We start from the raw sequence: 21978 nt of genomic DNA, 5'->3' as shown, positions 1-21978 counted from the left end.
ATTATGACCTTACACGAAGCCATACATTTCATTTTGAAAAAAAAAGGTAGACCTTTATCCGCTTCTGTAATTGCAATCGCACTTAACCAAACTGGCTTATATCGAAAAGGTGAAGGCTCATCAATAAAAGGGAGTCATATTAGTGCGCGAGTAAATAATTATCCGCATTTATTCACTAAAAAAGAAGGTATAATATTCCTAACCAGTATTACCGGAATTGTACCATTAAAAACCAGAATTCAACCAAAGATCAAAGTTGCAAACAAGCCTTCGAATGATTTCGATTCATTGGTGAACAATTTAATGGATCCAAAAAACTTTGAGGCTGTACCAAAAGTTGAAAACAAAATACCCAATACCCCAGGGTTATATTGCATTCGCATAATAAATCCAGAAAAATTACAACCCAACTTTGTAAAAGTTCTTCAACAAAGAAGTCACAACATCATTTACATAGGTTTGGCATCACAAAGTTTAAAGAAACGATTGTTAGGTCAAGAATTAAGGGCAAAAGGTCATGGTACTTTTTTTCGAAGCCTTGGTGCTATTTTGGGTTATGCCCCAGAAAAAGGTTCATTAGTTGGTATGAAAAATCAGAACAATTACAAGTTTTCATCAAAGCATCAGAAAGCAATTGTAGAATGGATAAATAAACATCTAAGAGTGAATTGGATAGAGGCCGATGGTAATCTTAATGATATAGAAAATGAATTGCTCAGAACATATTGGCCTTTGTTGAATTTAGCAGGGAACCCTGGTAGATTAAAAGAGGTCACAGAATTGAGAGATAATTGCAAATGGATAGCCAGAGGATACTAATAGAATACATATCATGAACAATAAAAAAGAACTTATCGAATTCCTTAACACAAACAGAAATGTTGGTTTAAACAGCTCAAATACCAGTTATTCCAAGATCAATGTTTCTAAAGAGGTCTGGTGGTTAAATATTAAACCACATAAATTTAGAGATGATGTTAATTTACTTTTAAGAACAGAGGGTAAAGTCATCTGGGTTTATCTGCCCAAAGGCTTTGTTAAAGACATACATGCTCATTTTAGGCTAAGACAAGATAAAGGCGTAATAGACCTTGAAATTTCAGCAGACAAAAAGTATATGTACTTACGAGATGTAAAATCAGGCGGTACCGGGTTTGATTTTTCAAAGTTTGTTAAGGATGAGATAGTATATTAAAAATAGGGGGTTAGAGGCTGTAAAGTAATATGAATGAACATTAAAGAACTAGAGAAAAAATATAAATTAGATTTTGATGCCATTGCGGAAATTTTAAAAAAGAAGCATATCACCATCAATCTAGAACATCTTAATGATGTTCCTGAATTATGGGGTACTATCATAGAAAACTCATTAGGGCTAAAAGCTGATGATCAGGAAGAGGATAATACCCAGATTAATATCCAATCAAAACCCACAAAAAAAGCTCATACAAAACCGGAACCAAGTAAGAAGAAGCCTAAAACCACCAAGTCCTCTAAAAATTACTTTTATGCCTATGTTAAATTCATTGGCCCTGATCAAAAACATGCCTTTGTAAAGCGTATAGATGATTTAAACTCCATTGCCAACTTAGATTTGTATGCCAAAGATGATACAGATTATAAGCTGCAAGAAGACTGCGCTGCACTTGCAAAGGGCCAAATTATTTTATGTGAGTTAAGATCTAAAAAATTTAACCTTGCAAAAATCAAAGCTACGTTCTTTGAAGGCTCAGTAGTGCCTGGTAATCGTAGGTCTAAGTTTATTGATTGGCTCTCATTTGAAAAACCATTGGTTATTAATGATACGAAAGCAATTGGTTTTGGTAATGACGATAACATTGGAGTAACCACCTTATTCTTTGATCGTTTTAAGATTCGTTGCGAAAAGCAAAATGTTGAAGCCAATACGGAAGTCCTTATCCCCAAGATTGAGAAAAATGTACTTCAAATAATTTCAAAAGAGGAGTTTTCCGAAGAAGACTTATATATTCTTAAAACATACAAGGCAAATGTAGATAGGCCAACATACGAGGAAACTTTCTTAGATCCATTCAATCATGAACTTGAGAATAATAAGATTTTTAGTACGGTAAATACCATAGAAACTTTTGTGAAAAAGTGGCAAGAAGTAGATGTTAACCTAGTTACGTACGCCAACCTGAAACAGGAAGATCAGTTCTTCCTGTTTTTTGAATTATGGTTAAAGGGCACTATTCCTATTAATTTTTGGGAAGAACATTTAATAGATGCCTGTATTCAATTTGAATTGGCAGCAGAGGATGTGAATGCTGAAGATAATAGCATTCTGTCATTTGAATTACTTTTAAAGCCTACACATATAGAAAGGATTTCTAAGGAAATAACAACCTATTTTGAACAAGAGTTGATTATTGACTCTATAGCCGTTTATGAAGCGTTAGAAAAGCTGGTAGGTCTTTCCGTGAATGCTGAAAAGGACGCTTTCTACCCCAAGTTGAACAATAGTCTGAACGAGGATCTTGAATTTCAGTTCTGGGTTGCTGAAAAAACAAATAAATTTCCAAAGGGTCAGGCCCTATCTAAATTTTCGGAACAAGATGCGTCAACACAAGAAAGAATCATTCAGAAATTAGAGGACAATGAATTAGCAGAGATTTTTACTGATACAAAAGAGCTATCTAATCCAGATAATTTAAACCGCTTTTTAGCACTAGCTAAAGATCAGTTGATACATGCCCTATACCCTGTAAGTTTTGATATCGAAAGTGATACGGAAGTAATTTTCGAATTGGCATGGAATGAATTGGAGAAATGGACCTATCTCTCAAATGAAAGTCAAGTAGATGAAGGTCTGGAATTATTCAACAGCGTGGCCAGCAATGCACAAAATATACTGCTAGGCCATAACATAGTAGACTTTGACTGTCCTTTGCTTGCAAAAAAAGGAGTTGAATTCAACGAAGGAAGAGTATGGGATACATTTTTGATTGAAGTGTTGCTCAACCCAAATCAGAAGAATTTTGCTCTAGTAACAAAACATGCCGCAAAGGCTGATGCTGAATTGACCCTTGATCTTTTTCTCAATCAAGTCATGCGAATCTTGAAGACTCCGAATGAAAATATGAAAGTCTTACTGGCCTATCTACCCGAAACTATAGTAAGCACTATAGAAGCTCTAAAGGGTAAAGTACATTTAGATTGGATTTCTAAGGTGGAAATTATTAAAAGAAGTAAATTATTTTTTAGACCACAGCCTAAGCTAAAAGGAGTGGTCAAAGAATTAAAACAAAGATTGGAAGAATCTAAGGCTAAAATTAAATTAATTGTTGGTCCGGCTGATCTTAAGAGTGATATTTTAGAATATCAAAATATTAAATTTTCTGAAAAAGGAACATCAGACTTGGATTTCGCCATAATAGATGCAGAAAATCTTAAGGATGCTTCTGGGCTTGATTTATGGTTGAAATCAGTAATGATTACTTATTTGAACCAATGTAAAGAGCTGAATAGAATTGCTTATTGGGGGAATATACCACAAGTGGTCAAAATAAGACTTGAAGAACATCCCTTTGATATACATTCATTATTTAAAAAAGAACAAGTCATAGACTGGTCTCAAGATAATTTGTTGTTCTTAACCGCAGACGAACTCTATAACTACACAGAAGATTTACGAGGGTTAGATGATATAGATATTTTTGTAGTACAGCCAGATTTGATTTCAGTCACTCAAAAACTGTTGCTCAAAAACTTTGACCTAGACTTTTTAGCAAATGTGAACAGTGACAATCACTTCTGGTTAAAATTTTCTGGAGGCCAAAGTTATGTACCCGTTTCAAGAAATCAATGTGAGAACTTAGGTGTTGAAATTCCGGACCATCTCACGAAATACTGGATTGAAAAATATTTATTTGGAAAGTACCGTATTTGGGGTACTTATAATTGGGAAGAATTATTAGAAACCATACCCTACAAGAAGAAGAAAATTATAGCTCTAGATATTAAAGATTTCAAAAAGGACCAAACTTGTTTTGCAAGGGTAAATGTTACAAAATCAAATAGTCAAGGTGTAATCAGATTCAATCCAGAATCCGTATATCGTTCGCGTTATTGGGTATTTCAGAAGGAATTAGTTCAACAGACCATTATACCTGGTAAGCTTACTGTTCTCTTTATTCAACGTCCGGATGAACTGGATGTCTTGGAAGGTTATTTTAGAAGTTTAGGGTATTATATTCCAGATAGCGCTAGTTCTTTAGGAAGACAATTGGAGTTGTTGTATAACAGTCGCAAAACAAAAAAAATTATCATTAACGACATTAAAAATCTTAGTAGGATTATAAATGCGAATTATTTAGGTGAATTGAATGTTGTTATTGACAGTTTTAATTTGACAGAGAATTATTATGTGTCACAGGATTCTAATTTATTCAAAACAATAAAGAATGAAATAAGTGATTCTAATCTAAATGATACGGAAGAATTAATTTCGGAGGATAATGACAGTGAAGATGTTGATTATTTTGAAGGTAATAAACCTTTGGTTAAAGACACTTTTCTTTTATTGAAATTACACCTACCACAAATTTTACATTATAGGAATCTACTTTTCCATTCCAATCCCAATCATAAATTATGGATTTTGGACCCAAGGGTGAATGATTTCCCAGATTTAAGCTCTCTATGGAATGCGAGCAGAGTATCCATGAATTTATGGCAAGATAATGAGAGCTATGAGTCTGATGTTAAAGAAGCGGACAAACATATATCCAGCGCTAAACCAGTAACAGACCTACCCTTTGAGACCAATGAAATAAAAGATATATTAAGTCAGGTTTTTTTAAACGGAAATAGCTGGTATGATTATCAAAAACCTTATCTGGATTTAATCATACCAGGAAAGACAGATCTTTTAGTAACATTACCCACAGGTGGAGGAAAATCATTGCTTTTTCAGGCCCCAGCTCTTTTCAAAAGTACATTTACCAATCGATTGACAATTGTTGTCACCCCATTAAAAGCATTGATGGAGGATCAAGTTGACGCTTTATGGAAAAAAGGATTTTATGGTAGTGTCGAGTATTTAAACGCTGACAGAAGTACTGACACGCAGTTAATCTACAGGGCCTTAGCAGGTGGTGAAATTGCCTTATTGTTTATCACTCCCGAACGTTTTAGAAGTAAATCTTTCAAGAATGCCTTAAACGTAAGACTTCAATCTGATGGTGGGTTGGAGTATATCGTATTTGATGAGGCACACTGTGTATCGCAATGGGGGCATGAATTTAGACCGGATTATTTTAATTGCGCCAAGGAGGTGTATAAAATAAAATTGGCATCACCCAATGATATTCCATTGTTGTTGTTTTCAGCGACAGTTTCAGAAAAAATTTATCAGGACTTTAATCGCATATTTTCATGATAGAGTGGCCAGACCAAAAAAATTTATATAATCCTATCAGGAAGCATATTAAATTATCCTTTGAAATAGTTGGGGATTCCGATGAAATGGGAGAGGTAATCGCGGATGATCTAATAAACCAAGGATTTGACGAATCTCAAAGTAAGGTCTTGATATTTGTTCAAACCCGCAGAGGTACGGAAGACGCTACAAGTAATCTTGAAGAAGCATTAGCAGAACGAAATTTGGATTATGCGGACAAGGTAGATTATTATCATGCTGGTTTAGATAGTATTGATAGAGAAGAAAAATACGAGAATTATAAAAGTGGAAAAATAGTCATATTGATTGCTACAAAAGCATTTGGTATGGGAATGGATATTAAAAACATACATTTTATATATCATTTCGGTCCTTCATCCACTTTTGAAGATTATTTGCAAGAAGTTGGGAGGGCAGGTAGAAATCCAAAAATGCTTGAAGAAGCTGGTTATTCGGAAGAAAATCCTCTACAATCAAAATGTTTAATAACAAAACAAGATTTTAAAAATCAAAAGGACCGCCTTCATAGGAATGAAATTACCTGGAATCAGGTAAACCAAGTGCGTGAAACCATTTTCAAATACATTAGTAAGTTCAGGAAAGTTGAACCAGATTTCGAAAATGCATTCCCATTACCCTTGGACCTTCTAGAGATGTTTTCTGAATATGAAGAAATTTTTAATAAGGATACATTTTTTAGGGTAGTATTATACTGGCTTGAAAAACTCGGAAGAATTAAGTTAGGCGTTTTTACCCCAACTCATTTACCCATAAAATTATTAGATAACGACCCGGATTTCAGCAATATAAAATCTGTTGAGGATCGTAATGATATTGAAAGATTCCATGCGGTGCTTGAAACGTACGAATCAAAATATTATCCTGATGCCGAAATCATGATGGTTGATATGGGTTATATCAAGGATAAAGCCAAAATTAAGGGAAATTCAAAACTCTTTGAAATACTTTTTAAGTCTCAAAAAGCGAAACTGATTCGATTGGAGAGGGAAATGAAATTAACTCCAACTATCTCTCGAACGGAAGAGTTGAATAAATGGGAAACAACAAGTACTTCAGCAACAATAGAGGCTGTGTTCAATCTAGCGGAAGAACTTATTGATTGTTCAGAATTAGGCAATCAAGTGAATTTGGGGGGAGAGGAAATTGATGAATTAGTAAAACAGGTTAGTTCTGATTATTTTATTTCTGATAATATATTTTGGAAGGAACCAAAGAATAATAAGAAAAATGAATTCTTCACATCAGATGAAGTTGCCCAGAAACTAAAAGAAGATTTTAAAAGAAAACGGTCTAAATTTGCTTTTAAGCTTATTAATTTCTTACCAAAAATAAGGCACAAAGTTATTATCGAAGTTGAGGAAGGCTATGATAAACCCATTATTACCCAATTAATTTATAACGCGTATAGATCAAACAAGGAACCCTTAACAGAATTAAAATCGTTCAAGGATGACCTAGAACGCCTAATAGGCTATGTGTCGGAAGAGTATATCAAGCGTAATATTAAAGAATTTAATATTGTCGATTTAATCCTTGAATTGGGATTGGAAAATAGAGGGGAAGAATACTTTCAAAAACTAATCTTTATTTCAAAAGGTCTTGGTTATTTGAAAGGGGGAGGAGATTTGGTGCCTATGGGCATCGAATTGTTTATAAAAAACACCACTGATTTCGAAGATGATAAACAAGGTTCTCAGGACTATGATGTAAAGCAGGAATTTATTGAAAGTTCAAAGATGAAAGAACTTCGCTTAATTGCTTTGGAATGTTTATCTGGCTTAGAACATCGCGATCATGATCGGTTTATAAAAAGATATTTCAAATGTGCGGGTTTAAGTGACCTAATCAATTTGCTTGAAGAGCGAATTGGCGAGAATCATCCAAATCTAATTGCATTTAGGGAAGAAGCTCTGGAAAAGGAAAAAGATAAACTTAATGAAAAACAGCTTATGGTATATAATACGACCATAGACAAAAATTTACAAGTCATTGCTGGACCAGGAAGCGGAAAAACTCACACACTTATTTTGAGAATCGCCAGACTTATTCAAGAAGAAAAGATTAAACCAGAAAATATTTTAATCCTAGCCTATAATAGGGCCGTCGTCGTTGAGTTGAAAGATAGACTGACAAGAATTTTTAAGGCACTTGGGTATGCTAAACTCATTAAAAGATTAAAGGTTTTTACCTTTCATGGATTCATTAAATTTTGTTTAGCTGAACAAATTGAAGGTCTTGATTTTAAACATTGGGCATCCACATTTTTGGATATTACCAATGAATCACCAGGATTAATTTATCAAAAGCTTGGATTAGTTAAATACATATTTATTGACGAATTCCAAGATATAACTTCAGAACGAATTGAATTATTGAAAAGGATTGCTAATCCTGATCAAACTAAAGTATGTGTTATTGGAGATCCTAATCAAAGTATCTATGGTTATGAAAGGGCAGGTTTGGGAGATGTAATGGACCCTAAACCTTATTATGATGAATTTAAAGAGTTATATGGGCCGGTAGAATTACAGTTGAATCTCAATTATCGTTCCTACCCAGAAATTCTAGTTCAAGCAGAAGAATTGTTATCTCTGAATAATTCAAAATTTCCAATGCCTAAACTAGAGGCGAAACTAATTCCTAAAAGCAATAAAAAATACTGCGAAATAATAAATTATTTAGAATCTCCAGTCGATTGGAAGACAAAAGTGATGGAGGCTGTCAACTATGAAGACGAAAATGGCGTGAGATATAAACAAATTGCAGTTATGTTTAGATCTAACGATCAGGTGTTCAGGGCCTATAATATTCTTCATAACCTACAAATTCCAAATGTTCGATTACGAATTCAAGGAGCAAAGGGATCGTTGTTTAAAACTAGGGAATTCTATTACTTCATTTCTAAATTCGCGGAGAAATCTACTAAAATACTTCCAAGTAATTATATTTCAAAAATAGAAGAGTTAAAAAAACATATTTTACAGAAGTACCCTAATTGGGACGCTTATCTGTTGAATATTTTTCACTGCATAGTTTTGGAATTCGACCGGGAGAAAGAGGACGATACAACCTATTCTGACTTAATTGATTTTATTAGAGAAATAGCATCAAGTGATGATGGGCAATATGGAAAAATTTATCAGCAAAACATAAGTAGTATAATTGAAAATTTTCAAGACCAAGAACTTGTAATTACTACAATGCATAAGGTAAAGGGGCTTGAGTTTGATGTTGTTATTATACCACCTTCGTTTTCAAATTTGCCAATGATTGATAAAGTTAATATAGCTATAGCCGATGCAATAGAAGAAGAAAGAAGACTTTATTATGTTGCTTATTCCCGTGCCAAATTTAGACTTATAGCTATAAAATTTAAAAGGGAATTGGCTATGGATAGAGGAGAAGGATTTACTTTCCCTCAAGAACAAATTAGAAACCATTATGGTGTTTCTGTGGATGAAGGTATAGATAAGTTCACTATGTATTGGAGCGCAAGTAATTACGGAGGCAATTCTTTTGAGTATATAAGAGATAATGTCAAATTAGGTGATCAAATAACATTAAAGCCAACCGTAAATGGCGTTCATACTTTTTGGTATGCTATTATTAATAATACTAAAGTTGCCTTGTTATCTTTAGCCATGGTAAGAAAGCTTGGGCAAATGCAACAAGTAAACGGATTTATAGTTTCTTCTATTTATGTGAGTACGTATGAGGAAACCCAATATTCAGATTCTGTAAATAAGAAAGATTATGCAAAAAAATGGTCATCAGAAGCTAAAGATCGAGGTTACGTTTATTTAATAGATTTTTCTGGATATGGGAACGAACTTAATGAATAAATAAATGTCATTCAACGAATTAAACAGTGTAGAAAACTACATCATAAAACAGCTCACTGGTGTCAATTTGAACACAAATGAAGTGTCGGATGATATTACTTCGTACGGCGCAACTTGGAAGTATAAATCCCCCAAAGACTTACAGCGCAGTATAAATGAAGTGTTGATCGAAAAGGATCTCAAGAACGCTTTGATTCAGTTGAATCCTGAGATTACTCTCAATCCTGATTTAGCGGATGAGGTTATTTATAAGTTACGTGCTATCTTGATTTCTGTGCACCAAGTTGGTCTTGCTCGTGCAAACGAAGAGTTTTTTAAATGGCTATATGGAGATAAGACCATGCCATTTGGCGAAAACAATCGTCATGTCCCCATAAGATTAATTGACCTTGAAAACCTTGATAAAAACAGCTATATAGCAACTACCCAGTTTCGTATTCATCATAGAGAGACCAAAATACCCGATGTTGTATTGTTCATAAATGGCATCCCCGTTGTAATTGGAGAGGCCAAAACACCTATTCGCCCTTCGGTGACCTGGTTAGATGGCGCCCATGAGGTACATGATATTTATGAGGATGCAGTTTCACAATTGTTCGTTCCCAATATCCTGTCATTTGCCACTGAAGGCAAGGAACTCTATTATGGCGCCATAAGAACACCATTAGAATTTTGGGCTCCGTGGCGATTGGAAAACGATGAAGATGATATTGCTAAGCGATTAGGGCTTGGAGAGGTTGGTAAAGAGCTTACAGATTTGTTGAGTCCGCAACGCCTGCTAGACATCATGCAAAACTTCTCACTTTTTACTACCAACAAAAAGAAGCAACGCATCAAGATTATCCCGCGGTTTCAGCAATATGAAGGGGCTAATAAAATTGTTGAAAGGGTTAAAGAAGGTCGTATTAAAAAAGGACTGATCTGGCATTTTCAAGGTTCAGGAAAATCGCTTTTAATGGTGTTTGCTGCTCAAAAGCTGAGGAAGGAGAAGGATTTAAAAAGCCCTACAATAATTGTACTGGTGGATCGGACGGACTTGGATACGCAAATTAGTGGGACATTTAATGCTGCAGACATTGCCAATGTTGAAACAACCGAAAGTATAAGCGAATTACAAACGCTACTTGAACGAGATACGAGAAAGATTATCATTTCAATGATATTCAAGTTTAGGGATGCTAAACCTAATATGAATACACGAGAGAATATTATTGTCTTGGTTGATGAAGCGCACCGCACACAAGAAGGAGATTTGGGACGACAAATGCGTGCAGCCTTGCCAAATGCTTTTCTATTCGGTTTAACTGGTACACCGGTAAATAAGGCTGATAAAAATACATTTTGGGCATTTGGGGCAGAAGAAGATAAAGAGGGGTATATGTCTCGATACACATTCCATGATTCCATAAGGGATAATGCTACGTTGCCATTGCACTTTGAACCGCGTTTGGTGGATGTTCATGTTGACAAGGAAACCATTGACAAGGCATTTGCGGAGTTTAAGGAAAGTGCCGCCCTTTCTGACGAAGAAGCTGATGCTCTAAATAAGAAATCCGCAAAAATGTCAGCTTTTTTAAAATCACCAGAACGTGTGGCAAAGATAGTTGAGGATATTGCCTTTCATTTCAAGGAAAAAGTTGCTCCACATGGCTTCAAAGCTATGATAGTGACTCCGGACAGGTATGCCTGTGTAAAATATAAAGAAGTTTTAGACACATACTTTCCAGAAGAAGCAAGTAGGGTAGTAATTTCAACTTCCGCAAATGATGATTTCGAGTTCAAACAGAAATCGGGTATAAATAAAAGTGAACAGGAAAAAATTGTAGATGAGTTCAATGATGCACAATCCGATCTAAAGTTTATTATCGTGACTGCAAAATTACTTACAGGGTTTGATGCCCCTATATTACAGACCATGTATTTGGATAAGTCCATAAAGGACCATACACTACTTCAAGCAATTTGTAGAACCAACAGATTGTATAAGGGTAAATCCTTTGGGCGTATTGTAGATTATTTTGGAGTATTTGATGACGCGGCTAAAGCGCTGCAATTTGATGAAGAAAGTATCAAGAGCGTTATTTCAAACCTTTCAGAGTTAAGGGATAAGCTGCCTAAGGCAATCGAGGAAGCGTTATCTCACTTTAAAGGAGTTGATAGAAGTATTGAAGGCTTTGAAGGCTTGGAAGCCGCACAAAATGTCATTAACAATAATGACAAAAAAGATGCATTTGCAAAGGATTATAAATATCTATCGAAACTCTGGGAGTCTTTGTCTCCGGATACTATTCTTAATCAATACCAACATGATTATAAATGGTTGACTCAAGTATTTGAATCCGTTAGACCTGCCGCTGACGGTATAGGTAAATTATTGTGGTTCACCTTGGGCGCTCAGACAACGAAATTGATCCATGAAAATGTTCATGTAGGTGATGTACATTCGCTTGAAGAATTCGTTTTGGATGCTGATGTAATTGAAGATATTTTTAATAATCCCGACCCAAAGAATGCAAAAAAAATAGAAAAACTTCTTGTAAAAAGATTTAAAGAGCATTCAGGGGACCCAAAATTCAAGTCCCTAAGCGAGCGACTTGAAGCACTTCGAGACAAGGCTCAGATGGGCCTGATAACTTCTATTGAATTTGTAAAAGAACTATGCAAACTGGCCAAAGAAACTATTAAAGCAGAAAGAGAGATAGCTGAAGTATTACAAGAAAAAACACCAAAGGCAGCCTTGACAGAGCTATTCTTGGAATTGAAAACGGATCAAACTCCAGCGGTGGTAGAGCGTATAGTCGAAGATATTGATGCAATTGTAAGGGTAGTGCGTTTTCCAGGATGGCAAAAAACCAGTTCTGGGGAACGTGAAGTTCAAAAGTCATTACGCAAAGCCTTGTTGAAGTATAAATTACATAAGGATCAAATACTGTTTGATAGGGCCTATGCTTATATCAAGGAGTATTATTAAAAAGGCAAAACTTGTCGATTGTTAAAACTGTCCCAAATGGATCAAAATAAGGTAATATTAAAAGAGTATGCACATCAAGGATTGTAATAGTACTGAAGAAATTATATCAATTGTTGATAAAATAGAAAAAAACAAAATGAATCCGGGGTCTCATGGTTACGAAAATCTTATTGATTCTTCCATAAATGATACAGCCAAAAACTACACCAAAAAAGCAAAAAAACGTCCTGCCATTTTGTTAATGGAAGTCGTGCTGGCGGCCAACAGGAATTTTAATAGAATGGTAAAGTCCAGAGTTGAACTAATCGAAAAATCAAAAATAAATTCTATCGAGCAACTTCATCTTTTCATGGGAACTACAACAATGGAAGATTTTTTCTACTATTGGAATACAAAGGATAGAAAAAAGCATAATACGCTAAAGCCACTCATTCACGCATTCAAGGAAATAACAAGTGAACACAGTGCCAATCGAACAGAATTTGACTGTTTATCCCATTGGGCTAATAATGTGGATTTGAAAAATCTTGAATCGGACCCTGTAGGGAAAATAGATAATATTGGAATTGCTCCACTACAAGACCTCCATATGGATTTTTGGGCAAATAAAGCCCGACCAAAGGGTTAAAGAAGTCTTGAAATACGAATTTGAGATTAATAGACTAAGCGACTTGAATACATTTTTATTTATGGAGCAAATTTCAATTGTCCAAGAGACTAAAACCCAATATGATAAAATAGATCAAGCCATTGCCATACAACGATCCCATATAGATAAGCTTAAAGAATTTAAAGCTAGTTTAATAGGCAGTGCTGTAAGGGATAAAATTAAGGTAACTAAAGTATGAGCCAAATGAATTTACATACCAAAATCATCCAAACGAAAGACCTGCTTAGCAAAAAAAATCTTTGCATTCCCGAATACCAGCGTCCTTATAAATGGTCTATCAAAAACGTCAATCAGCTTATTGATGATATTTTTCACCACCGTAACCGGTCGGCCTATCGCTTGGGAACCATCGTGTTTTATCGCGATGAAAAAAAGAAACTCAATATTGTAGATGGACAGCAACGTACCATCACCCTCATTCTGATTGCTATAGCAATTTACCAAAACATAAATCGACTACAAGCTGAGCTCAAAAAGGCCAAAGTGGATGCTATCTATTCCGAATGGTTTGAAGGGTTAAGTTTTTCGAATTCTATTTCCCTCAAAAACATCCAAAACCACTATCGTGAAATCGCCCGCAGAGTGGATGATTTTGACGTGGATACGGTGTTGTTTTTCTACCAAAAATGCGAGCTAGTAGAGGTAATCTTGGAGGATGTATCAGAAGCTTTTCAGTTTTTCGATTCCCAAAATGCGAGAGGAAAAGATCTCGAACCCCATGATTTACTAAAGGCCTATCATCTGAGGGAGATGAGTAAAATTTCGACGGAGGCCGAGCGTCTGAAAAGTGTGGAAACTTGGGAAGGATTGGATACCGATGAATTAAAAAGTGTCTTTGCCAACTACCTCTATCGAATACGAAACTGGTCTAGGGGAGCCTCAGCGAGAAAATTTGATAAAAACAGGGTGGACATTTTCAAAGGGATCAGTCCAAGTGTAGAAGAGCCCTTCCCTTTCGCAGATCTATATCGGATAGGCCATTTTTATGTTGAGGGATACAATCAGGACTTTCATCGCAATATCGACCAAAAATCCATGGCCTATCCGTTCCAAATCGATCAGGTGATAATCAATGGGAAGCGTTTCTTTGAAATGATCAATCATTACATCGGACAGGTCGATTTGGAAGAGAAACTTAAGAATGTTTCGGATCACTCCAAAAAAATTTTAAAAACCCTCAATACATACAATGCACGCACCCGTTCTGGGGATCAATACGTGCGATCACTTTTTGATTGTGCTTTAGTGTATTATCTAGACAAATTTGGAATGGTGGAAATTGACCGGGCTATCGAAAAGTTTTTTCTTTGGGCATATAGTCTTCGTCTGAACTTACAAAATGTGCAGCTGGCTTCTATGGACAATTATGCCCTTGAAGCTCCGTTCACTTTTAAGACTATAAAAGACGCAATCCATCCCAAGGAAGTCTTGAGTTTGTCTCTGTCGGTGGTGAACCAAGTAAGGTCTAGTAAAACCAAGGAATTAGAAGCTATTTTTAAACGATTAAACTACCTACATGGCTGAACCTATCAATACCTTTAGCATAAGGGAAATTTTTGATTCAGGAGACTATATCATTCCCATCTATCAGCGAAATTATGCCTGGGGAGAGCCTGAGATTGCACAGCTAATTCAGGATATTTACGATTACGCGGTATCCGAAAAAAGGGCATCCAATTACTACATCGGTACATTGGTCGTATACGAAAGACTTGAAGAAAACAGAAAAATAGTCTATGAAACGATTGATGGCCAACAACGTCTGACCACCCTAAATATTTTAGTTAGTGTATTGAATCGATTGTATAAAGATCAAATCAATTACATCATCCCTTACAAGCTCAACTTATTCTTTGACAGTAGAAAAAAATCGAGTGAGGCTCTTGAGGTTATATCAAGAAAAACGAGCGAATTACAATTTGATCCTTCCAAAAGTTATAATTCAAATATAAGGCAGGCCTACCAAGACATCGAAAAATTACTGAAGAAGCTTCTTATCAAACCTTCTGTAATCATAGAGTTCTATGAATATTTGGCTGACAAGGTTCATGTAATGCGGGTTTCTGTTCCCGAAGATACAGATCTCAACCACTATTTTGAGATTATGAACACGAGAGGAGAACAGCTTGAAAAGCATGAGATTTTGAAAGCTAAACTCCTCGAAGTATTGCATGGAGACGAAGAATTAAGCTATGCTTTTAATCTTGTTTGGGAGGCGTGTTCTGACATGGAGCGATATGTCCAATATGGGTTTAATGTAAAACAGCGAGATATAGTTTTTACAAAAAGAAACTGGAATGAGATTACCTGTGATACCTTAGATGAACTTGCCGAGTTAGTATTTCCCTTAAGGAGCGGTAATAAAAACAACGCTGACCAATTTGAGAAAAACATTCTTGAGATTATAGAATTCAATGGAAAATTAGAATCTGATGATATTCAAAAAGATGATGCTCCTGAGCGATTCACATCCATTATCAATTTTTCGAATTTTTTACTTCATGTTTTGCGAATACAAACTGAAGAGGATATTAGTCTAGATGACAAACGCTTACTTGATATTTTCTACGATCAATTAAAGAATCAAGGAGATAAAAAAGAGTTTGTTATGGAGTTTGGCATCAATTTGCTCTGGTGTAAATGGCTTTTTGATAATTATATCATCAAGCGAGAATTCATTGGAGAAAAAGATCAATGGAGCATGAAACGTTTGAAATGGTATAAGGGTCAAGGGAAGGAAAATAAAGTTAGTTATGTGAATACTTTCGGAAATGAGGAAGACACAAGCGGGGTCAACAAGGAGTTGATTATGCTACTCTCCATGTTTCATGTTTCCACACCGACTTTGGTTTACAAGCATTGGCTAAATGCTGCTTTACAATACGTTTTCTATAATTATGACGAAAAATCGAATGATCCTATAAATTCATCGGAATATATTGATTACTTGAGTAAGCTTGCCAAGTCATTCCTTTTTGACCGATACCTCGCTAGGGAATCCAAGATTGTAGAATTTTATGATATCATCTATCTTCTGGATGGGGAACCACAAAATAAAGGTAGACCTGAAGATTTCGATTTAAATAAGCTCAATTCAGGTACTTCGGTAGAGAATTTTATCTTCAATTATTTAGACTTTATCCTTTGGAAACAAGGAACCGCTGGTTCAGATAAATTTGAATTTGCTTTTCGAAGTTCCATAGAACATTACTATCCTCAAAATCCTATCGCAAAAGATCACAAGATTGAACAAGAACTTTGTGATCACTTTGGGAACCTCTGCTTGATTAGTAGCAGCAAGAATTCCAGATTGAGTAATCACATGCCCGAAGCAAAAAAGGATTATTACCGAAAAGTGGGAATTGACAGCCTTAAACAATCTCTCATGATGAAAGAAGTTAATTGGGGAAAAGCTGAGATATTTAAGCATGGCAAGGAGATGGAACAATTGTTGATTTCAAGCTAGTTTTATTTGACAGGTATATGGAGATATTTTAAGTACCTGAATATATTGTACTAATTATTTGACCAATGGAATATAACAAAACACGCGTTAGAAGCTGCAATAGAAAAGCTTTAACAGGCCAGTGTTCAGAAGACATCAGCAGTTGAGATCTCTTCCCAGATTTAGGCACCGGTCATAATTGAAGAATCCAGGTTACCAACTAACAATTTTAAATGCAACAATAAACCAAGAGCGGGGGAATGCGTAATGGGTACAAACGGTTTAAAATTTACTGTTTTAAAGTCCTCTAATTCCAAATATGCCTGATGTACTCCTTCCAAATCCATAGACCATTCTTTTTCTGTTGATTCTCGGATAAAAAATAGAATTGTACCTTCTAATTTGGTGATTCTATAGGGCTTACCAGTTTTACTTGAAAAGGACACAATAGGTCTTGCTAATTGTAAAAATTCTAGAAAGGTAATTTCTGGTTTGGTTTTGGTGTACACGAAGTCCTATTTTTATTGGCTTAAAAATTCATTCAAATATTTCCGAAATTCACTTGCCATTTCACGGGTAAATTGAATGTTGTGCTTGGAACCACTTTCTCTTTCTAAGTCCCCTTTGGCATATGTACGTAATTGTAAATATTCCTTTTAAATGATTACATCGCCGAGCACGCTACCTGACCTAAAATTAATGTGTTCATTTTTTTCTTGAATAAGTTTACCTAAGATTGCCATACTATTTGGTTTTATATGCTTCACCCTATTTCCGAATCATGCCAGAAAACGCTGCTCCGTAGTACCCCTTTTAATCTTCAATTTTCAAATTGAAAAAATTATCGCATAAACATAACAAAAATTACTAATAAATTCTTCCCTAAAAATTAGGCATAAACCAACTTGAAGACTTACCTCTTTTGAAGGCTTCAAGATATTCAAAGGATATCAAGAAATTGAGCTAACTTTTCAATTTTCTCCTTACGTTAAAATAAAGGTTGTGTAAAAATTGAGTTCAAAGTGCCCGAAATATATTTACGACTATTAAAGTAGGATTTCATATATCCGCTTTAATTTCCGTTATAATTTTTTTCATACTAGCATCAAAATCGCGCTTTCTCACGTCCAAACATAGGCTATTTCTTAGTCTCCCAATAATATTATCCAAGCTGTTACGCAAAGTCATTAGTCTTGTCTTTTGTTCATTTAAATCCCTCGAGTCAATACCGGCGGTGTCGTGTTGACGAATTATTTTCTGTAACTTCTTTATTCTTTTATCAATTTTGGCCACAGTTTTTAAAGTATAGTCTTCTTGAAAAAAGTCTTCATCTAAATAGCAAGCAAAAAACCTTTTGTTTTCATAGGTCTGCAACAGGAATGTGTCATTGGATTCTCTTGCAACCCAGGCGGACGCTAAACTATTGTTTGATACTATTGAGATTACAACTGATGCTTCTTTGAGAGAATTTTCTATGAAATTAGTTATCGCCTGACCAGGTTTCATATCGACTCGGTCAATGATTACAGGAATTTTTGCTTTATCTAAAGCGTTTTTTATCATCATAGCAATATCAACGTCCCGATGGTTGTAGGATATAAATACCTTAGGGTCAACGTCCAGCAATTTTAATTTGTCATCTATTAATTTAATGAGTATTAACTTTTTCCGAATTAAGAAGATTAATATAAGTTCTAAAGGAATTAGAATCAAACCAGACAACAGTAGCGCATTGCTATAGGCTATATAGGTTAAATCGCCAGTAATTCGCCTATTTAACTCTTGGAAGAAAAAAATTATGAACGTTGATATAACATACAAAATTGCAAAGCTAACAATTCCTGAAGGCACAATTTTTATAGCACTTTGCTTGATTCTGAGAACAAATAGTATTGGTGGAATATAGAGGAAATTGAGCCAAAGCCAAGGAATGTAGATTCTCGTTGAATACTTGCCGCTAATCGTTAAAATAATAAGCAAAAGAAATAATAATCCAAAAGCACTGGTAAATATTGTCAGTAGTAGATTGCGGTAATTAATTAGTGTTTTCATTCATACTTTGTTAAAACACTCCATAAATTGGACTTAATCATAAGTTCCCTACCTTGATGCAGACTTATATCTTCCAAGGTAGTGGTAATTTCATTTTAGGTAATAACATCATTCTTTGGCTAGAGCACTCCATAAGTTTGATTTTTTCAAATGTTCTAAACCCGAGTGTCTACTGGGTTGTAGAAGTGAAGCCCCTAAGGCGTTTTCTGGCAACTCATATTCATAGATTAACGCCGTGACATGATGTCTTTTGGTAAAAGGAACTCTTCTTAGTCTATCTGGAAAACTGTTTACACCCTCTTGAATCCAAGCAAGGGCAGTTTTGCGACTTACCCTTTTTCCATTTGCACTGAAAGGCTTATCGGTAACAATAAAGACAATTAGCCGAAAATAACCTGGATTTGAAAAAAATAATGCACTGATAAATGAATCGAAGGAAAAATTATCGTCTACAGGCGTAATGTTCCATCGATTTGGATCTTTTTTAGCAATACCATTTTTATCGATTTGTTCAAGCTGGGTTGCAAGTGCAAATCCATCCTTTTGCCTTGCTGGCACTAAAAAATAACCTTTATCGTGATAACCATTTTCCACCAGCGCATTTACCAATATATCATTGACATCGTCAAGGTAATTGCAATTGGCCATAACATTCCTAGGAATTTCAATTTTAGTAGAAGGTAGGGGTGGCGGCCAAGGAAATCGCGGTACTTCGTCTAAAGGATCATACTTCCCGCGGCGCATTCCCATAGCGGTAACAACTACTTCCTCCAATGCCTGGTGATCTTCAATCATTCTTGCATTAATAATAGAACGATTTCCTATTGGAACTTCCAGTGTTAAAAACCCAATATAACTAAACACAAGAGTATCTTTAGATGACGTATTGCTCAAAACATAATTACCATCGAAATCCGCTTGTACGGCATTTGTGGTACCTTTTACAACCACATTTGCCCCGGGAAGCCCTAAACCTGTACTATCCAGAACCGTTCCCGAAACTTTTTGAGACATCATAGGACATAAAAATAGCATTGTCATTATCAAGAAAAGGGTTTTAATTGATTTCATATTAAAATGAATGAATTTAGATGAATATATGATGATTTCAATTTACTATAGTAGCCTTGAATTTTAGGTTGAATTCTCTATAAATAAGTACACCTAAAATTTTCAAAATTTAAGAATGTTAGGTAAATACCTTTTAAGGTTAACATTCGTAATTCAATTTTCAAAATAACCCTTCACTATATCTAATCTAATCATTTTTAATATCTTATAGTAGGAAAATGAGTATTAATGATTAGTATTTTGAAAATTGGTTGGACAAGATAAACAGATGTCCATTATAGGTCTTCAAACGAATTTTGACTAGACCAATCCAAAAATAAGTCATAGTTTTAACTTTGGAATTTGATAGCATTTCCTTCTTTTGAGCATCGTTCTTTACTTTGTCTATTTACGTTTCCCAATAACTTTTTGTAATTAGGGAAGGCTACAATTGCTATATAATCCATAAACTGTATCATTAATTTTCAGGATAAGGCTAGAATCATGGAAGTCTTCACTAATTAAAAAAAAGACCTATTATTCACAAGTCAGAGAATAAACATCATCGGGGTCTTTGGTCCAGCCTATGGGTATATTGTCTAATTGATCCTGTGAGACCTTGATGCAAATATTGTTGGGGCCACGAACATCTAGCTCTACTAGATTGGGCTTACTCGCCGCATCCAATGAAGTTATCAAAGACCCCAATATTATTAAGGTTTCCAATTGAACATTATCAGTGAAGTCCATAGTACTTAGGAATGGGTTGCTCAATAAGATAACTTTTAGTTTGTTAAGTGAGGAAGTATTTAGTGATTTAAATGCGCTACCACTAGCCTCTACTGAAATGCGTTCCAAATTTGGGTTGCTTGAAAGATCCAAGTCTCCTGTATAACTGAATCCTTCGCCTAAAAATCCTACGAGACTGGTATTATTGGTAATATTGATATCTGTTATGGTTAGGTCCATAAAAGCAAATGTAGTTAAATTAGGATTTGTTGAAACCGTCATTTCGTCTACCCTCAAATCGTTACTATACATGAATAATAGATTCGGGTTGTTACTTATATTTATAGTGGGAATACGAGCATAATCAATATTTATTCGTTCAATACTAGGATGATTGATTATTTCTAGCGAATTGACCGAAAATTCTTCTCCTAAAAACAAACTTTTTAAGTTCGGATTATTTCCTATATCCCATAAGGAGGTTATCTTATACTTATAAATTGAAAGCGTCGTTAAAGAATTAAAATCTTCGATTCCTGTTAAATCGATATTTATTAAATCATTTGGTCCAAAAAGACTTAGTTCTTCTACCAGACTTATATTTTCCGTTAGAACATAGTCATCTAGAACGTCGTCATAGCCCTGATCGACCAAATATTGTTCAAAATTATCATCCGGCACGTAAGTCATAGCCACAATTGTACAACCATTAGTCCCTACGGTTTCTCCGGTTGGAGTATCTGGACATGCATCCAGATTATCCGTTACACCATCTCCATCACTGTCCTTTTGGGAGTCCGCACAACCATTTTCGTCGACTTCGCTTTCTAAAGGTGTATCCTGACATTCGTCCATGTCATTCATAACACTGTCACCGTCCGAATCTTTCTGAGAGCTGCTACAACCTACCTCATCAACTATTTCCCCTGTTCCAGTATCTGGGCATTCGTCAATATCATCGCTTATACCGTCATCATCAGAATCCTTTTGAGCGTTACTACAACCTCTTTCGTCCACTGCCTGCCCTTCTTGGGTTTCCGGACATTGATCATCATCGTCAGCCACTCCATCGTTATCAGTATCTTTTTGAGCTAAGGCACAACCATATTCATCTACAACTTCTTCCGAGGGCGTATTTGGGCAGAGATCCCTGTCGTTAGGTACTCCATCTGAATCACTGTCCTCAACATCTTCAGAACAGCCATTTTCATTTACAGATTCACCTTCAGGGGTCGAAGGGCAATCATCTTCATCATCGAACACTCCGTCACCATCACTATCTATTTGGCTTAATGAACACCCTTTTTCATCTGTAGATTCTCCATTTGGTGTGTTCGGACATTCGTCAAAATTATTGCTCACTCCATCTTCGTCGGAGTCCAGTTGCCCATCGGCACAACCATCAGCATCGACGGACTCACCGTTTGGAGTATTAGGACACTTATCTATTTCGTTATCCACACCATCGTTATCATCATCCAATTTTTCGAATACGGCCGTAATCTCTAGGTCTGAGGTTATTGTTATACTATAGGGATTATCAGATCCATTAATATCACCGCTCCAGTGTTTAAAAAAGTATCCTTCCGAGGGTCTGGCATCTAGTTTAATCTCCTCCCCTGAATCAAAAGTTCCCGTGGCAGGTCGTATTGCCCCTCCATCTTCCGGCTGCACTTCAGTGCTTAAATCAAATTGTTCGGGTTTATCCTCTGTGGTACAGGTAATAAGAAATAGAAAACAGATAAGAGATACAATTGCGGGAATCTTAAATTTCAT

Annotated in this window: 13 protein-coding genes; 9 read left to right on the top strand and 4 right to left on the bottom strand. The window is 35.4% G+C overall.

The genetic code is table 11. The annotated features are described in order from the left end of the window. Positions 1–3 precede the first annotated feature (3 nt). The 9 genes from F2B13_RS19455 to F2B13_RS19415 all read left to right on the top strand — a co-directional run bounded on the left by F2B13_RS19455 (position 4) and on the right by F2B13_RS19415 (position 16392). Entirely contained in the window at positions 4–819 is an 816-nt protein-coding gene (locus tag F2B13_RS19455) for a GIY-YIG nuclease family protein (protein WP_149304907.1), read from the top strand. Positions 820–832: 13 nt separating this feature from the next. Beyond that, on the top strand, positions 833–1195 hold the full coding sequence (locus F2B13_RS19450) for a hypothetical protein (protein WP_149304906.1): 363 nt from the start codon (positions 833–835) through the stop codon (positions 1193–1195). 33 nt (positions 1196–1228) lie between these two features. Then, positions 1229–5401 carry a DEAD/DEAH box helicase gene (locus F2B13_RS19445; RefSeq protein ID WP_149304905.1) on the top strand — a complete coding sequence of 1391 codons (4173 nt, stop codon included), beginning with the start codon at positions 1229–1231 and terminating at the stop codon, positions 5399–5401. Then, positions 5398–9285 (top strand): ATP-dependent helicase, encoded by a 3888-nt coding sequence (locus F2B13_RS19440; RefSeq protein WP_149304904.1) that lies wholly within the window; start codon positions 5398–5400, stop codon positions 9283–9285. The genes F2B13_RS19445 and F2B13_RS19440 overlap by 4 nt, the downstream gene beginning before the upstream one ends. Positions 9286–9289: 4 nt before the next feature. Further along, positions 9290–12256, top strand: coding sequence for a type I restriction endonuclease subunit R (locus F2B13_RS19435; RefSeq protein WP_149304903.1), 2967 nt, complete (start codon positions 9290–9292; stop codon positions 12254–12256). A 67-nt stretch (positions 12257–12323) separates the two neighbouring features. Next, positions 12324–12884, top strand: coding sequence for a hypothetical protein (locus F2B13_RS19430; RefSeq protein ID WP_149304902.1), 561 nt, complete (start codon positions 12324–12326; stop codon positions 12882–12884). A 7-nt stretch (positions 12885–12891) separates the two neighbouring features. After that, positions 12892–13104 carry a restriction endonuclease subunit S domain-containing protein gene (locus F2B13_RS19425; RefSeq protein WP_149304901.1) on the top strand — a complete coding sequence of 71 codons (213 nt, stop codon included), beginning with the start codon at positions 12892–12894 and terminating at the stop codon, positions 13102–13104. Positions 13105–13109: 5 nt separating this feature from the next. Further along, entirely contained in the window at positions 13110–14450 is a 1341-nt protein-coding gene (locus F2B13_RS19420; protein WP_198440167.1) for a DUF262 domain-containing protein, read from the top strand. After that, on the top strand, positions 14443–16392 hold the full coding sequence (locus tag F2B13_RS19415) for a DUF262 domain-containing protein (RefSeq protein WP_149304899.1): 1950 nt from the start codon (positions 14443–14445) through the stop codon (positions 16390–16392). Before F2B13_RS19420 ends, F2B13_RS19415 begins: the two co-directional genes overlap by 8 nt. 161 nt (positions 16393–16553) lie before the next feature. Here F2B13_RS19415 and F2B13_RS19410 read toward each other — a convergent pair whose 3' ends face one another. From F2B13_RS19410 to F2B13_RS20790, 4 genes are all read right to left on the bottom strand, one after another. Further along, entirely contained in the window at positions 16554–16880 is a 327-nt protein-coding gene (locus tag F2B13_RS19410) for a hypothetical protein (protein ID WP_149304898.1), read from the bottom strand. A gap of 550 nt (positions 16881–17430) precedes the next feature. Next, positions 17431–18423: a toll/interleukin-1 receptor domain-containing protein gene (locus F2B13_RS19405; protein WP_149304897.1), complete on the bottom strand. Its 993-nt coding sequence runs from the start codon at positions 18421–18423 to the stop codon at positions 17431–17433. 108 nt (positions 18424–18531) lie between these two features. Continuing rightward, on the bottom strand, positions 18532–19494 hold the full coding sequence (locus F2B13_RS19400) for a carboxypeptidase-like regulatory domain-containing protein (RefSeq protein ID WP_149304896.1): 963 nt from the start codon (positions 19492–19494) through the stop codon (positions 18532–18534). Between the two features lie 516 nt (positions 19495–20010). Continuing rightward, positions 20011–21978 carry a thrombospondin type 3 repeat-containing protein gene (locus F2B13_RS20790; RefSeq protein ID WP_149304895.1) on the bottom strand — a complete coding sequence of 656 codons (1968 nt, stop codon included), beginning with the start codon at positions 21976–21978 and terminating at the stop codon, positions 20011–20013.

The organism is Pareuzebyella sediminis (genome assembly GCF_008367235.1).
Classification (GTDB): Bacteria; Bacteroidota; Bacteroidia; order Flavobacteriales; family Flavobacteriaceae; genus Pareuzebyella; species Pareuzebyella sediminis.
Note: the sequence above shows the minus strand (reverse complement) of the source record. Positions and strands in the feature narration are given on the sequence as shown.

Bases quoted from the DNA above. Each gene is read 5' to 3' on its own strand.
- F2B13_RS19455 (WP_149304907.1), top strand. From the start codon at position 4: ATGACCTTACACGAAGCCATACATTTCATTTTGAAAAAAAAAGGTAGA.
- F2B13_RS19450 (WP_149304906.1), top strand. From the start codon at position 833: ATGAACAATAAAAAAGAACTTATCGAATTCCTTAACACAAACAGAAAT.
- F2B13_RS19445 (WP_149304905.1), top strand. From the start codon at position 1,229: ATGAACATTAAAGAACTAGAGAAAAAATATAAATTAGATTTTGATGCC.
- F2B13_RS19440 (WP_149304904.1), top strand. From the start codon at position 5,398: ATGATAGAGTGGCCAGACCAAAAAAATTTATATAATCCTATCAGGAAG.
- F2B13_RS19435 (WP_149304903.1), top strand. From the start codon at position 9,290: ATGTCATTCAACGAATTAAACAGTGTAGAAAACTACATCATAAAACAG.
- F2B13_RS19430 (WP_149304902.1), top strand. From the start codon at position 12,324: ATGCACATCAAGGATTGTAATAGTACTGAAGAAATTATATCAATTGTT.
- F2B13_RS19420 (WP_198440167.1), top strand. From the start codon at position 13,110: ATGAATTTACATACCAAAATCATCCAAACGAAAGACCTGCTTAGCAAA.
- F2B13_RS19415 (WP_149304899.1), top strand. From the start codon at position 14,443: ATGGCTGAACCTATCAATACCTTTAGCATAAGGGAAATTTTTGATTCA.
- F2B13_RS19405 (WP_149304897.1), bottom strand. From the start codon at position 18,423: ATGAAAACACTAATTAATTACCGCAATCTACTACTGACAATATTTACC.
- F2B13_RS19400 (WP_149304896.1), bottom strand. From the start codon at position 19,494: ATGAAATCAATTAAAACCCTTTTCTTGATAATGACAATGCTATTTTTA.
- F2B13_RS20790 (WP_149304895.1), bottom strand. From the start codon at position 21,978: ATGAAATTTAAGATTCCCGCAATTGTATCTCTTATCTGTTTTCTATTT.